At 68.9% G+C, this 13,191-nt stretch carries 15 protein-coding genes; 11 read left to right on the top strand and 4 right to left on the bottom strand.

From position 1 onward, the window contains the following. The first annotated feature begins 76 nt into the window (after positions 1–76). Together OG953_RS18945 and OG953_RS18940 are read left to right on the top strand one after the other, a co-directional pair. Positions 77–505 (top strand): hypothetical protein, encoded by a 429-nt coding sequence (locus OG953_RS18945; protein ID WP_405685600.1) that lies wholly within the window; start codon positions 77–79, stop codon positions 503–505. A 301-nt stretch (positions 506–806) separates the two neighbouring features. Continuing rightward, on the top strand, positions 807–1,379 hold the full coding sequence (locus tag OG953_RS18940) for a dihydrofolate reductase family protein (protein ID WP_405685599.1): 573 nt from the start codon (positions 807–809) through the stop codon (positions 1,377–1,379). Positions 1,380–1,759: 380 nt separating this feature from the next. Here the strand turns inward: OG953_RS18940 and OG953_RS18935 are convergent, their stop codons facing one another. Continuing rightward, on the bottom strand, positions 1,760–3,217 hold the full coding sequence (locus tag OG953_RS18935; protein ID WP_405685597.1) for an MFS transporter: 1,458 nt from the start codon (positions 3,215–3,217) through the stop codon (positions 1,760–1,762). A 164-nt stretch (positions 3,218–3,381) separates the two neighbouring features. Between OG953_RS18935 and OG953_RS18930 the strand changes: the two genes are divergently transcribed. The 4 genes from OG953_RS18930 (at position 3,382) to OG953_RS18915 (ending at position 7,046) form a co-directional block, all read left to right on the top strand. Continuing rightward, positions 3,382–3,837 (top strand): MarR family winged helix-turn-helix transcriptional regulator, encoded by a 456-nt coding sequence (locus OG953_RS18930; RefSeq protein ID WP_405685596.1) that lies wholly within the window; start codon positions 3,382–3,384, stop codon positions 3,835–3,837. Positions 3,838–3,987: 150 nt separating this feature from the next. Then, positions 3,988–6,045 (top strand): PA14 domain-containing protein, encoded by a 2,058-nt coding sequence (locus OG953_RS18925; RefSeq protein WP_405685594.1) that lies wholly within the window; start codon positions 3,988–3,990, stop codon positions 6,043–6,045. A gap of 58 nt (positions 6,046–6,103) precedes the next feature. Continuing rightward, positions 6,104–6,277 (top strand): hypothetical protein, encoded by a 174-nt coding sequence (locus OG953_RS18920; protein WP_405685593.1) that lies wholly within the window; start codon positions 6,104–6,106, stop codon positions 6,275–6,277. 184 nt (positions 6,278–6,461) lie between these two features. Beyond that, positions 6,462–7,046, top strand: coding sequence for a cysteine hydrolase family protein (locus tag OG953_RS18915; protein WP_405685591.1), 585 nt, complete (start codon positions 6,462–6,464; stop codon positions 7,044–7,046). Positions 7,047–7,080: 34 nt separating this feature from the next. Here OG953_RS18915 and OG953_RS18910 read toward each other — a convergent pair whose 3' ends face one another. Then, a complete protein-coding gene (locus OG953_RS18910; protein ID WP_405685590.1) occupies positions 7,081–7,824 on the bottom strand; it encodes a class I SAM-dependent methyltransferase in 744 nt (247 codons plus the stop codon). A 478-nt stretch (positions 7,825–8,302) separates the two neighbouring features. Here OG953_RS18910 and OG953_RS18905 point away from each other — a divergent pair, with 478 nt between their 5' ends. After that, positions 8,303–8,941 (top strand): TetR/AcrR family transcriptional regulator, encoded by a 639-nt coding sequence (locus tag OG953_RS18905; protein WP_405685588.1) that lies wholly within the window; start codon positions 8,303–8,305, stop codon positions 8,939–8,941. A 35-nt stretch (positions 8,942–8,976) separates the two neighbouring features. Further along, complete coding sequence (locus OG953_RS18900; protein ID WP_405685587.1) at positions 8,977–9,603, top strand: helix-turn-helix domain-containing protein; 627 nt, start codon at positions 8,977–8,979, stop codon at positions 9,601–9,603. Between the two features lie 152 nt (positions 9,604–9,755). On the opposite strand, the gene OG953_RS18895 is transcribed toward OG953_RS18900, so the two are convergent. Continuing rightward, on the bottom strand, positions 9,756–10,442 hold the full coding sequence (locus OG953_RS18895; protein ID WP_405685585.1) for a GDSL-type esterase/lipase family protein: 687 nt from the start codon (positions 10,440–10,442) through the stop codon (positions 9,756–9,758). Between the two features lie 58 nt (positions 10,443–10,500). On the opposite strand from OG953_RS18895, the gene OG953_RS18890 reads away from it, so the two are divergent. The 3 genes from OG953_RS18890 to OG953_RS18880 all read left to right on the top strand — a co-directional run bounded on the left by OG953_RS18890 (position 10,501) and on the right by OG953_RS18880 (position 12,548). Further along, a complete protein-coding gene (locus OG953_RS18890; RefSeq protein ID WP_405685583.1) occupies positions 10,501–11,490 on the top strand; it encodes a WD40 repeat domain-containing protein in 990 nt (329 codons plus the stop codon). A 47-nt stretch (positions 11,491–11,537) separates the two neighbouring features. Next, entirely contained in the window at positions 11,538–12,053 is a 516-nt protein-coding gene (locus OG953_RS18885) for a GNAT family N-acetyltransferase (RefSeq protein WP_405685582.1), read from the top strand. An 87-nt stretch (positions 12,054–12,140) separates the two neighbouring features. Further along, positions 12,141–12,548 carry a DUF4259 domain-containing protein gene (locus tag OG953_RS18880; protein WP_405685580.1) on the top strand — a complete coding sequence of 136 codons (408 nt, stop codon included), beginning with the start codon at positions 12,141–12,143 and terminating at the stop codon, positions 12,546–12,548. Here the strand turns inward: OG953_RS18880 and OG953_RS18875 are convergent, their stop codons facing one another. Further along, a complete protein-coding gene (locus OG953_RS18875; protein WP_405685579.1) occupies positions 12,549–13,160 on the bottom strand; it encodes a Uma2 family endonuclease in 612 nt (203 codons plus the stop codon). It lies immediately after the preceding gene. Positions 13,161–13,191 lie beyond the last annotated feature (31 nt).

Raw genomic sequence — 13,191 nt, 5'->3', positions numbered from 1 at the left:
CTCCCCTGCGAACACAACAGTGCACAGACGCCCTGTGTCCCTGGTCACGGTAGGTGTCGGCCGGGAAGCTTTCCGCATGGAACGGAAAAGTTCACCCACCCCGGCGCCCTCGTGGGTACCCGCGTCCGGACACGCCCTGCGACACGTCGGTATTCACTTCGACGCGGTACGGATCTCCGGCGTACTCGGCGAGCAAGTCGCCTACGAGATCATGCAGTTCACCGACTTCCGGGCGGGCCCGATCGTGCGGTCGGGGATCGGGGAGCGCAGCATGTACTTCCTGTTGCCACCGCGTAGCGCCCGCGCACACAGGTGGCCGTCGGGGGCGCAGTTGATGGGGTGCCACGGGCAGAACGCGGCGTTCGTCGGGGTGCCCGCGCTGCACGGACTGACCTGGCCGCTCGACTGGCGCTCACTGCCCACGGCCGAGGCGCCGTCCGTGGACGCAGGCCTACTGCACGAACTGGTCCTGGAGGTGACGGCCAGGGGAGGGGAGGGGGCGTGATCAGAGACGTGAGATCCAGGCAGTTTCGTTTGGATCACCGAGCCCGACTGCATCAAGATGCCGCACCACCGGTTGGGGCGGTCATGAACCACTCGTCGCTGTTGCGCTGCTGGTAGGTCCGGGGGCTGCCTGAGATCATCCGGATGGCCAAAGCCGTCGGGAGGGACGGGCGACGGCCGATGAGTTTCTCCGTGATCCGCAGTCAGAGATCATGGTTGGTGCGCTGCAGCTGCGAGTGTGGTCGAAGCGTGCACCGACCGAATCTGCTGAGAACCGGACACGAGACACCGAGGAACCTTAGATGCGTACCCTGATCAGCACCGCTTTCATCTCGCTCGACGGTGTCGTGGAGGCCCCGGGCGGCGAGCCCGGATACCGGAACGCCGGGTGGACCTTCAAGGACATTGAGTTCCTCCCCGAAGCATTCGACATCAAGGGCCGTGAGCAGAAGGAAGCCACCGCGATGCTGATGGGCCGGACCAGCTACGAGGCGTTCAGCCCGGTGTGGCCCGACATGGAGGACTTCGCCGACTACAAGGTGATGCCGAAGTACGTCGTCTCCACCACCCTCACCAAGGACAACTTGGTGTCGAACTGGGGCGAGACGACGATCCTGCGCTCACTCGACGAGGTCGCCGCGCTGAAGGAGACCGAGGGCGGCCCGATCACCGTTCACGGCAGCGCCTCCCTGAACCAGGCCCTTTCGGACGCCGGCCTGATCGACCGTTACCACCTGCTCGTCTTCCCGCTGCTGCTCGGCGCAGGCAAGCGGCTGTTCAGCGCCGCGGACAAGGACACCCAGAAGCTGAAGCTCGTCGAGCACGAGGTCTACGCCAACGGCCTGCAGAAGAACGTCTTCGACGTCGTCCGCTGACAAGGCTCCCGCACTCGCCCTGGCGTCGCGTCCCCGGACATGGCACTCGTCGGACGGACTGCTCGGCGGGCGTGGGCTCACCGGGCGGACCAGAGGAAGATGCCCGCGATGTGAAGCCCGGCCAGGTAGATGGTCGCGGCCTTTTCGAGCGGGTGGCGATGCCGCGCCACTGCTTCAAGCGATTGATGCACCGCTCGACGTGTTGCGCTGCTTGTATGCGGTCGACGCTCGACCGTGTTCTGGCATCCGGCTGAGCGTTCTCCCGCCCGCCGCTCGGTCCGCTGCCCGGCGTCGGCGGAGGGGCGACGCCGGGCAGCGCGGATGTGCTTCCCCGCCGGGCTCGTGGCCCGGGTGGGGTGCCGCAACGGGTGTCGGTCCGGTCAGGCTTCGACAGCGGCCTGTTCGGGGGCGGGGGCCGCGTCGTCCTTCGCGGTGTCGGACGCACTGCGGCGCACCGCCGGGATGACGGCGGCGATCGCCGCGGCGGCCAGGGCGACGCCGCAGCCGATGATCAGGCCGGTGCGGAAGCCGCTCTCCGAGGTGAAGCTGTAGCTGCCCGCCGTGGTGGTCATCTGGGACAGGATCACACCGATCACGGCGGCACCGATCGAGGTGCCGAGGGAACGCATCAGCGTGTTGAAGCCGTTGGCCGCGGCGGTCTCGGAGAGCGGCACGGAGCCCATGATCAGGGCCGGCATGGAGCCGTAGGCGAGACCCACGCCGCTGTTGATGACCATGAGGGACAGCATCAGCCCCCAGGCGGAGCCCATGAGGACGAGAGAGAGACCGTACCCGGCGGCCAGGACCAGGACGCCGCAGATCAGGGTGAACTTCGGGCCGCGGGCGTCGGTGAGCTTTCCGCCGAACGGCGAGACGATCATCATCATGACGCCGCCGGGGGCCATCCAGAGGCCCGCCGCCAGCATCGACTGGCCGAGACCGTAACCGGTGGCCTCGGGGAACTGGAGCAGCTGAGGCACGATCAGCATGCTGGCGTACATGCCGAAGCCGACGAAGATCGAGGCGACGTTGGTGATCAGTACGCGGGGGCGGGCCGTGGTGCGCAGGTCGACCAGCGGGTCACGGGTACGCAGTTCCCACGCGCCCCAGGCCAGCAGCACGACGACGGCGGCGATGAACAGGCTGAGCGTCGTCACGGAGGTCCATCCCCACTCGGCGCCCTTGGAGACGGCGAGCAGCAGGCAGACCAGGCCGATGCCGAGACCGAGCGCACCGGGCGCGTCGAAACGCTGCCCCTTGGCGCCGGCCGGGACGTCCGGGATGAGGAACCAGATCAGGACTGCGATGGCCACGGCCAGGACGGCGGAGCCCCAGAACAGTGCGCGCCAGTTCGCGTACTGTGCGACGGCCGAGGCGATCGGCAGGCCGAGGCCGCCGCCGATACCCATGGACGCGCTGACCAGGGCGATGGAGGAGCTGAGCTTCTCGGCGGGGACCACGTCGCGGAGCAGGGCGATGCCGAGCGGCACCATGCCCATGCCCATGCCCTGCAGACCGCGTCCGATGATCATGGGCACTACGGACGATGCGAGGGCGCAGACCACCGACCCCGCGATGAGGGGCACGGAACAGGCGAGGAGCATCCGGCGCTTGCCCAGCAGGTCGCCGAGGCGTCCGGTGACGGGCACGCACACCGCCCCCACCAGCAGGGTCACCGTGATCACCCAGGCGGCGTTCGCGGAGCTGGTGTGCAGGATCTGCGGCAGTTCCGCGATGAGCGGTGTGACCAGGGTCTGCATGATCGCGGCCACGATGCCGGCGAATGCCAGCGTGGCGATCACACCGTTCGCGCGGGTCGATGTTTGGGGGGCTCCCATGCCGGGACTCCTCGGGTGGCTGTCGGGTATCGAATTGCATCGTACATGGCGTGTGTATCGCGCACATTATGTGTGCGATGCATAGTCATGTGAGAGCATGGAGCGGGGCCGCTCCGAAATGAAACGTGCCGGCGGCCCGGCAGGAGCGAGAGGCAGCGGTCGCAATGGTCAGGGCTACGCAAGAGGTCGAGTACGAGCAGATGCTGCTCAGCCGCCATGGGCTTCTGCATCACAGGAACGGCCGCCGCGAGGACAGCCGGCTGGAGCGGAGCGCCTACATCCTGCTCAGCCGCATCCGTGTCCAGGGGCCGATGTCGATCGGTGAACTGAGCGACGCCTTCGGGCTCGACGCCTCGACCCTCAACCGGCAGACCGCCGCGGCGAAGCGCGCCGGTCTCGTCGAGCGCATACCCGACCCCGACGGCGGCATGGCCCGCAAGTTCCGCATCACCGACGAGGGTGTGCGCTTGCTCGATGATGAGCGGGAGCGCAATACGAGCTCGCTGGACCAGATCATGTCCGACTGGTCCGAGGAGGACGTCTCGGCCTTCGCCGCGTACCTCAGGCGCTTCAACGCCGACATCGAGCGCCTGAGCGGACGCCGGTGGCCGCGCCCCTGATCTGCCCCGTCCACACTGCTCCGGCGCATCAAGGCGGAGGGGCAGCGGGCCGGAGTCGGATTTCCCGGGCCTACAACCAAGCGAGTTCCTTGCGAGTCTTGATCGTCGGCGGTCACATCCCGCCACAGATGATCAAGAACGAAGGAACGCATGAACCGACCCAGAGGCACGACGGTCGCCACTGCCGGCGCCGTCGTGCTCGCCACCGCGGGCGGCCTGCTCACCACGGCCACCCCCGCCTCCGCAGCCGTGACCTGCGCATCGCCCGTCTTCAAGCGGACGTTCTATGCGAACACCACCTTCTCCGGGACGCCCAAAGGCACGGACTGCGACTCCGTGATCGACCAGAACTGGGGAACCGGCGCACCCGGCTACAAGGGCATGCCCGCCGACAACTTCGGCGTCCGCTGGTCCACGACCCGCGACTTCGGCTCCGGCGGGCCCTTCACGTTCACTGTCTCCTCCCGCGACGGCATCCGCGTCTACCTCGACGGCGTCCGCAAGGTCGATGTGTGGAAGAACGTCGCCACCACCGTCTCCAAGACCGTCAACGTGACCATCCCGTCGGGCAAGCACAGTCTCCGCGTCGACTTCGTCAACTGGACCGGCGCGGCCGACGTCAAGTTCGCCTACACCCCCCGCACCACGGCGACCGTCGACAAGGTCAAGCCGCTCGTCCCGACCGGGACCACCGTCACCTACAGCACGGCGACCACGTCCACGAAGGTCAGCTGGGCCAAGAACAAGGAGATGGACCTCGCCGGGTACCGCGTGTACCGGCGGCTGAAGGGCACCTCCTACTCCACGAAGCCGATCGCGACCACGACGTCCACCTCGTACACCGACACGACCGTCCCGAAGGACGGCAACGTCTACTACTACGAGGTCCGCGCCTACGACAAGGCCGGCAACACCTCCTCGGGCACCACCGACCTCGGCATCACCACCCTCGACCAAACCGCCCCCGCCGCCCCGAAGGGCGTCGAGGACAACTGGACCATGGACTACCCGGACAAGATCACCCTCTACTGGAACAGCAACACGGAGTCCGACCTCGCCGGCTACCGCGTGTACCGCTCGACGTCCTTCCCGGTCGCCCTCACTCCCGAGAACCTGCTGAACGGCGACAAGCTCTCGGGCGGTGGTTACAGCGGGCCGCTGCCGCAGACCGGCGACGTCTACTACTACGTCGTCACCGCCGTCGACACGCACGGCCACGAGTCGGCTGCCTCGGGCACGGCGATGTACTACACCCGCGACCTGATCGGCCCTGTGGACACCGCTCTCAACGCGCGAGCCACGGAAGACGAGGCCGGCGTCACGCTGACCTGGGACGCCTCCGAGCGGACCAGCGACGACTTCGCGGGCTACTCGGTCTTCCGATCGCGCCAGCCGCGCACCGTCGCCGGGGCCCGGCGCGAGGAGGTCGGCAAGGGAGTGAAGGGCACCCGCTTCACCGACGCCGCCCCGCCGCCCGGCGTCACGTATTACTACGGGGTGGTCGCCCTGGACCGCGCAGGAAATGGGGGCGCCCCTTCGCAGGAGGTCACCGTCGCCGTCGTCGGCAACACGACCGCCCCCGCCGCGGTCACCGGCGTGAGCGCCGTCCCCAAGGAGAACGGCGTCGCTCTCTCCTGGGACGCGAGCAACGAGCCCGGCTTCGACCACTACCGCGTACTGCGCGGCACCCTCGTCGACGGGAAGTGGACGTACGCCCCGGTGCAGGACTCCTGGACCCTGCGACCGCGGGAGATCACGGAGACGACATTCCGCGACGCGGTACCGGCCGACGGGCAGCAGGTGCGTTACGGCGTCGTCGCCGTCGACCAGTACGGCAACCAGCTCACCCCGGACACCGGCGCGACCGTCACCGACGTCACCGAGCTGGACCTCCGCCCGACCGCCCCGCCCGCGACCGGCGCACCACTCGTGAATCTCAGCACCGACGCGTACGGCGGGCTCGCGTGGGCCCTCTCCAGTGCCACGAACGAGAACGGCAGTAAGGTCTCCGGCTTCGCCATCCACCGCTGGAACCGGCAGACCGGGACGTTCGACCTGATCGGCACCGAGCCCGAGGACAATTCCAGCGACGGCTCCTGGTACGACCGCACCCAGCCGACCGCCACCACGGTGTACTACCGCGTCACGGTCCTCTACGCGGACGGCACCGAGTCGGGCGCGACCGAAACCGTCGCCGTGACCGACTGAGCGCAGCCGCGACGAGCGCGCCCGCGAGGGCTGCGAAACCCACCAAGGGGACTGGAAGTTGAGCTTCCAGTCCCCTTCGCCGCGCCGCATGGAGGCATCCCCCGGACGCTGGGCGGGCGGCGTCGCCATGGTCCTGGGCCCGCTGCTCATGCTGACCGGGGCCCTGGTGCGAGTCTGCTTCGTCTTCTTCTTCCCGCTCAACTCGCCGCGCACGAGTGGGATCCGGGGCTGATGGCCACTTCGTACGCCCTCTTCGGCGCGGGCAATCTACAGCTCCGGCACGCTGTGGCCCTGCTTGCCGCCCGGATTGGAACCCGCAGTCCCGGCTGTGGCCTGTGGGGCGGAGGAAGCGCCCTCTCCTGCCATCGGGTCGAAAACACGTAGAGGTGCACGGCGCCGGCGGACATGATGACGGCATGGACAATCGTGCGCTTCCCGCAGAGGCCCTGCTCGTTGTGGACGTTCAGAAGGCCGCCGTCTGCGGTGACAGGGCAGTACCCGGGACGGCCCGGCTCCTGGACCGGACGGCAGACCTGATCGCACGGGCGCGAAGGAGCGGGGCGCTCGTTGTCCACATTCAGAACGACGGGGCGGCCGGAGCGGGCGACGAGCCGCACACGCCCGGTTGGGAACTCCACCATCCCGTCGAGACCGGCCCCACTGAGGTCGTGATCCGCAAGACCAAGGACAACGGCTTCGACGGGACTTCGCTGGGCGGTCTCTTGACCGAATCGCAGGTGCAGGCGCTCGCCATCTGCGGTGTGATGTCGGAGATGTGTGTCCAGGCGACGGCCCGCGCAGCCCTGGCGCTGGGGTATCGGGTCGTCATGCCGCACGACGCCCATGCGACGCAGGACATTCCGGCGGCCCCCGGAATCAGCGACCGCATCCCGGCCGCCACGGTCTCGCGGGTCGCCGAATGGGCTCTCGGTGACGAGCTCGAAATCACCGCTCGGGCCGCAGACGTCATGTTCACGGCCCTGCCCTCGCGGTCCTGCTGAAACGCTCGGCAGTCGGGCAGCAGGCAATCGCTTGTCAGGACTCGGCGGTTCGGCGGAACAGGGCCGTCCAGAGGAACGGCTCACCGAAGCGCGGGGACTCGGGCGGTTCGTCGTGCATGCGGCGGAGTTCGATTTCCGTCAGGTCGGAGAAGATCCAGCGCAACGACTCCGGCGTGTAGGCGAGGCCGCCTTGCAGGCCGGCCCGGTCGTAGAAGGAGACATCGGGGAGTTCGGAGCCCATGCCCGTCTCACCGGCTGCGAAGCAGGTGAGGGCGAGGTGGCCGCCGGGTGCGAGGCAGCGGTCGAGCAGGGCGAGGTAGCTGATGCGGCGGTGGGGCGGCAGGTGGTGGAAACAGCCGGAGTCGTAGATCAAGTCGTACGGGCCGGTCAGCTCGGTCGCCGCAAGGATGAACGCGTCACCGCAGTGGAATCGGACGTCGGCCCCCGCCTCGCGGGCGCGGTCCTCGGCCCATGTGATGGCCGCCCGGGACAGGTCCACCGCGTCGACCTCGAAGCCCAGGGAGGCGAGGTGAAGGGCGTTGCGGCCCGGGCCGCAGCCGAGGTCCAGGGCGCGGCCCGGGGCGATCAGGCCGCGGTCCAGGTACGAGACGAGGTTCTCGTCGGGCTTCGCCACGAAGAACGGGACGGGCTTCGTCCGGTCCGCGTAGAAGCTGTCCCACCAGGAGGACCCGTCGGCCGTCCACCGGTCGGCCTCCCGCGTGAACAGGCCGTCCAGGAGCCTGAGTACGTCATCCACCGTGCGTATGTTCCGGTCCATGCGGATCCCCTTCCCAGGAGGGAAATCGTAGATCCGCTCGGTGCCGGGGCCCAGTTCAGCGCCCCATGGCAGAGGCCGTCGGGGGGTGCCTGGTAGCCCTGTGTCGCCGGGGTGGTAACCCCCCTTGAGCGAGGTCTCTTTGGGGCGCATGCGGCGCATGGAGTGGCGCGAAGAGGGTTGTTTCGGATCCGCCGGGGTCTGTTTCTTTCGCGGTGTTCTGCGTTCCAGGAGGTTCATGCCGGCACGTACGACGGTCGGCGGGCGGGTACGCGCCGCAGACGCATGGGCAGGGTCATGGGCAGCGGCATGGGCACCTCCGCAGATCCAAATTTCAGACCGTAGCAGCAACGATTCGATGGGCAATCGGACTTGACCGAAGCACCGCCTTACGCGTGCCCGAGCGCGTGGCGGTGACACCACCGGCGGGGCGGAGCGTGGAGAGTGGGGGCGCAGCGGTACGGACGACGAAGGAGGACCGATGGTGGGTGTCGTGGCGAGCCGGCGGAACGGGGCGGTCGGACAGGCCGTGGAGGGTCCGGGGGCACGGGACCGACTCCTGTGGGCCGGACGCCAGTTGTTCGCCGCGTACGGGTACGCGCACACGAGCGTCGAGGCTCTGTGCGAGCAGGCGAAGGTGCCCGTCCATATCTTCCAACAGGAGTTCGTCTCGCGGGAGGTGCTCCTGATGGCGATCTACGACGAGGTGGCGACCTACGGGCTGCGCGCCGCCGAGAACGCCCTGATGGCCGAGGGCATGGAGGACTGCCCGACGGCGGAACGGGTCCGACTGCTCTTCGACGCCTATGTGAAGGCGGTCACCGAGGACCCGTGCGCGGCCCGGGTGGCGTTCGTCGAGGTGCTGGGGGTGAGCCGGGAGGTGGACAAGCACCTCGCGACATGGCGGGCGATGTGGATCGACTTCCTGACCTCCGAGGCCGAGCGTGCCGTGCGACGGGGCGAGGCGGTGGCGAGCGACCACACCGTGGCCGTCACTGTGCTGAATCACTCGGTGGACGAACTGATGGCCCATCACGGCCGCCGCCCCAGGCAGGTCGACGCCGAGTGGCTGACCGATGAGCTGACCCGACTCTCGCTGGCCATGATCCTGCCGTCCTGACACGCCCCGTTGCCGGTACGGCAAATAATGGGGAGATGGATGAACAAGACGGAGAGCGCGCAGAGCGTACGGACGACGAGATCTCGACCGTCCTGACAGGCGTCGGGCCGCGGCTGCGCGCCCTGCGTCAGGAACGCGGCACGACCCTGGCTCAGCTCAGCGAGACGACCGGGATCTCCCTCAGCACCCTCTCGCGCCTGGAATCGGGCGGCCGCAAACCCACGCTCGAACTGTTGCTGCCACTGGCCAAGGCGTACGGGGTGCAGTTGGACGAACTCGTCGGCGCACCCGCCACCGGCGATCCACGTATCCATTTCCGCCCCTTCACCCGGGACGGCATGACCTTCGTGCCGCTCACCCGGCACCTCGGCGGGCTGTACGCGTACAAGCAGATCCTGCCCGGCGGTCGCGGCGCGACGGGTCCGCTGGAGCAGCGGGTGCACGAGGGGTACGAGTGGGTGTACGTACTCGCGGGGCGGTTGCGGCTGGTGCTGGGCGAGCACGATCTGGTGCTCACGGCCGGCGAGGTCGCCGAGTTCGACACGCGTACGCCGCATGCGTGGGCCAGCGCCGGGCCCGATCCGGTCGAATTCCTCAGCCTGTTCGGGCAGCAGGGGGAGCGGATGCATGTGAGGGCCCGGCCCGCGGGGTCGGAGCGCTGAGGTGCCGGGAACCCGGTGACGGGCGGGTTCTCAGAGGCGGGGGCCGGGCGGGAAGCCCGTCCAGCGCAGCTCGTCCGGGTGGCCGTTCCTGGCATGTCCCGGGTCCTTCGGTTTCTTGGCGGCCGGCCACGAGTGCCGACTGCGGATGCCGGCTACGGGCGGGCTGCGTACGGGCCGCCCAGGCCCCACGCCTGGTGCATCGCGTCGGCGAACGCGGCCGCCAGCTTGTGTTCGCCGGTGGGGCCAGGATGTGTCCCGTCGTACGTGTCCCGGTGGATGTCGTACCCCGGAGGGCGGGAGGCCAGCAGGATCGGGGACATCGGGTCGTCGAGGTCGGCGACGGCCTTCGCCAGGAGCTCGTTGAAACGGTCGCACTCAACGGCGAACGGGGCGTCGGACTCTGCCCGTATGTTCGGTATCACGGGCAGGATCACCATCTTGACGTGCGGGTTCGCGGTGCGGGCCGCCGTGATGAACGCCCTTGCGTTCAGGGCGGTCTGACCGCTGTCCGTATAGAACCCGAGGTCTATCAGGCCGAGCGAGACGAGCAGGATGTCCGTGCGGTGCTCGGTGACCGTGTCGGCGATCACCGGGGCCATGTGCAGCCAGCCCTCACCCCAGCCGGCCAGATGGGTGCGGGCCTCGGCGGGAAAGTCCGGCGCGCCGTACTCGTACGAGACGGGGGTGTTCGTCCCGGTGTCGTACAGCTCGCTGCGTGGGCCGACGATCGCGAACGGGGCACCGAAAGTGGAAGCGAGGTGCTGCCACATCCGGTAGCGCCAGGTGAAGTCGCCGGCGCGGCCGATCGACATGGAATCGCCGACAAACGTGAAACGCATGGCGTCATCATCGCGGATCAATCATCCGACCTGCGACGTGACGATGGACACTTGTGTCATGCGTTCGTACCTGACTGTGTCCGGAGCCGCCGCGTTGCTCCTCCTCGCCGGGGCGGCTCCCGCCGTCGCGGCCGGAGACGGAGCCGATCGGAGCTTCACGATCGAAGACTCCCGGATCACCGAGTCCAGCGGCCTCGCCGCCAGCCGCGCCCACCCCGGCATCTACTGGACGCACAACGACAGCGACGACGGGCCGTACATCTACGCCGTCGACTCCCGCACCGGGAAGACCGTCGCGACGATCACCCTGCGGGGGGTGGGGAAGCCGCGCGACGTCGAGGCCATCTCGCTCGGACCCGACGGCAATCTGTACGTCGGTGACATCGGCGACAACCTGAACGGCAGCTGGGACCACGTCTGGATCTACCGCTTCCCGGAGCCGAAACAGCTGAAGGACGCGACGGTCCGCGCCACACAGTTCGACGTGAAGTACGCGGACGGCCCGCGCAACGCCGAGGCGCTGATGGTCCACCCCACGACCGGGCGCGTCTACATCGCGTCGAAGAACGAGGACGGCGGCGGACTGTACGAGGGCCCGGCCGAGCTCACCACCGGCGCCACCAATGTCTTCCGACGGGTGGGAGAGGTGCCGTGGGTGACGGACGGGGCGTTCTCGCCGGACGGCAAGGAGCTGGTGCTGCGCTCCTACTTCAGCGCCCGTGGCTACGCCTTCAAGGACGGCAGGCTCGGCACCGACCATGCGGTCCAGGCACCGCTGCAGCGGCAGGCCGAGTCGGTGACGTACACGGCGGACGGCTCGGCGCTGATGTTCGGCACGGAGGGGGAGCAGAGCGATGTGGTGCGGGTGGACGTGGGCGGAAGCGGGGGCGGAGACGACGGGAAGTCGCCGTCCCGGGGCGGCGACTCGTCGGCGTCGTCCGCCGGGGCGAAGGACGGGGATGCGAAGGGCACGACCCTGACCGGTGTGCTGGTGCTCGCGGGGATCGGCTTCCTGGTGTTCATGGGGCGGCGGCGGAAGAGCGGCTGACGGTCCGGCGTGTTGTCCGTTGTGGCGTGTGCGTAAGGTCGGGCGCCATGACGGATCACGGACCCGAGCCCTTTGCCACCGCGCGGCTGGACGCCCTGCCGCTGCGGGTCGCGTACGCGAACGAGATGGCCGCAGTGCTGGACGACCCGGCCCTGCACACCTACACCGGAGGCGCTCCGGAGACCGCCGACGAGCTGAGGGCCCGCTACGAACGCCAGACCGCCGGTTCGCCGGACCCCGGAGTGGGCTGGTGGAACTGGGTGCTGCGGGTGCGGGACGAGGGCTGCCTGGCCGGATACGTACAGGCGACGGTGAACGCGCAGGACGCGGCGGCGGAGATCGCCTGGGTGGTGGGGACGCGGTGGCAGGGGCAGGGGTTTGCGAAAGAGGCTGCGGTGGGGCTGGTTGCCCATCTGACGGGGGTGGGGGCGGTGCGTACCGTCGTCGCCCATATCCATCCGGACCATGACGCCTCCGCCGCCGTGGCTGCCGCGGCGGGGCTGGTGCCCACGGAGGAGTGGTGCGACGGCGAACGGCGCTGGGAGCGGGGCGGAGAGGGCTGACGCAGACCCGTCGTTGTCAGTGGTGGTTGCGAGGATGACATCCGTCGGTGGAGAGCACCGGCGGACGCCACTTGCGGAGGGGACCTCATGGGCACCTGGGACACCGGTCATTTCGACAACGACACCGCTGCGGACTTCTCGGGAGACCTGGACGACGCTCCCGAGACCGAGCGGGCAGCGGTGATCCGTAACGCCCTGAACGTCGTGATCGCGACGACGGACTACCTGGACAGCGACGAAGGGGCGGTCGCGGTCGCGGCGGCCGCGCTGGTCGGTTCCCAGTGTCCGGGCGGGGAGGCCGTGACCACCGCGTACGGCCCCGACAAGCCGCTGCCCGTGCTCCCGGCGGAGCTGCGCCCCCTTGCGGTGAAGGCCCTTGACCGTGTGCTGGGCGAATCGTCGGAGCTGCGCGAGCTGTGGGACGACGCGGGGGACGAGGAGTGGGCGGCGGGCATCATCCGGCTCCGGGAGGTCTTGGTGGCGGCGGCCGGCTGATCAGGCCCGGGGGCGGCCGGCCCGGATGAGCTCGTCGACGTCGAGAGTCACCGGTGCGCCGATCGAATCGGGCAGCGTGACCGTCTGCCCGGGGGCATACACCTCGTGACTGTCGTAACCGCCGCCCATGGGTTCGGTCAGGACGTGCACCCGGCCGTGCCTGCGGTCGACGACCACGTACACCGGGATCTTGGCCTCGGCGTAGGCGGCGACCTTGTTGCGCAGGTCGTTGTTGTAGTTGCTGGAGGTGACCTCCAGAACGAGGCGGAAGACGGCGGGGTCGTAGCAGTTGTTCTCGACCAGATGCTCGTCGAGATCGGCGTCGACGACCGCCAGGTCGGGGATGGCATAGTCCTCGGGGCCGCCGGGCAGCCACAGGCCGATTCCCTGAAGGACTTCCGTCTCACCGTCGTCGAGACCGGCTGTGACGAAGGGGCGCATGATCTTGGTCAACACTCGAGCGTGCGGGGCGTCCGGGGATGGGGCGACGGTGATGACGCCTCCGATGATCTCGACGCGGTAACCCGGGTGCTGCTCCATGAGCCTGTTGGCCGTGTCGAGCAGCGATTCCGGTTCACCGGTACGGGGGCGTTCGACCCCTGCTGCAGACATGACAGGCCTCCTGAGTGGGTGTTGGCGAGGC

Source organism: Streptomyces sp. NBC_00057 (genome assembly GCF_045041165.1).
In the GTDB taxonomy this organism is placed as follows: Bacteria; Actinomycetota; Actinomycetes; order Streptomycetales; family Streptomycetaceae; genus Streptomyces.
This window is presented reverse-complemented; position numbering and strand designations above follow the sequence as displayed.

Excerpts from the sequence above, each read along its gene's own strand:
- OG953_RS18885 (WP_405685582.1), top strand. The coding sequence starts at position 11,538 with ATGACGGATCACGGACCCGAGCCCTTTGCCACCGCGCGGCTGGACGCC.
- OG953_RS18940 (WP_405685599.1), top strand. The coding sequence starts at position 807 with ATGCGTACCCTGATCAGCACCGCTTTCATCTCGCTCGACGGTGTCGTG.
- OG953_RS18880 (WP_405685580.1), top strand. The coding sequence starts at position 12,141 with ATGGGCACCTGGGACACCGGTCATTTCGACAACGACACCGCTGCGGAC.
- OG953_RS18930 (WP_405685596.1), top strand. The coding sequence starts at position 3,382 with ATGGTCAGGGCTACGCAAGAGGTCGAGTACGAGCAGATGCTGCTCAGC.
- OG953_RS18895 (WP_405685585.1), bottom strand. The coding sequence starts at position 10,442 with ATGCGTTTCACGTTTGTCGGCGATTCCATGTCGATCGGCCGCGCCGGC.
- OG953_RS18905 (WP_405685588.1), top strand. The coding sequence starts at position 8,303 with ATGGTGGGTGTCGTGGCGAGCCGGCGGAACGGGGCGGTCGGACAGGCC.
- OG953_RS18925 (WP_405685594.1), top strand. The coding sequence starts at position 3,988 with ATGAACCGACCCAGAGGCACGACGGTCGCCACTGCCGGCGCCGTCGTG.
- OG953_RS18945 (WP_405685600.1), top strand. The coding sequence starts at position 77 with ATGGAACGGAAAAGTTCACCCACCCCGGCGCCCTCGTGGGTACCCGCG.
- OG953_RS18910 (WP_405685590.1), bottom strand. The coding sequence starts at position 7,824 with ATGGACCGGAACATACGCACGGTGGATGACGTACTCAGGCTCCTGGAC.
- OG953_RS18900 (WP_405685587.1), top strand. The coding sequence starts at position 8,977 with ATGGATGAACAAGACGGAGAGCGCGCAGAGCGTACGGACGACGAGATC.
- OG953_RS18890 (WP_405685583.1), top strand. The coding sequence starts at position 10,501 with ATGCGTTCGTACCTGACTGTGTCCGGAGCCGCCGCGTTGCTCCTCCTC.
- OG953_RS18875 (WP_405685579.1), bottom strand. The coding sequence starts at position 13,160 with ATGTCTGCAGCAGGGGTCGAACGCCCCCGTACCGGTGAACCGGAATCG.
- OG953_RS18915 (WP_405685591.1), top strand. The coding sequence starts at position 6,462 with ATGGACAATCGTGCGCTTCCCGCAGAGGCCCTGCTCGTTGTGGACGTT.
- OG953_RS18935 (WP_405685597.1), bottom strand. The coding sequence starts at position 3,217 with ATGGGAGCCCCCCAAACATCGACCCGCGCGAACGGTGTGATCGCCACG.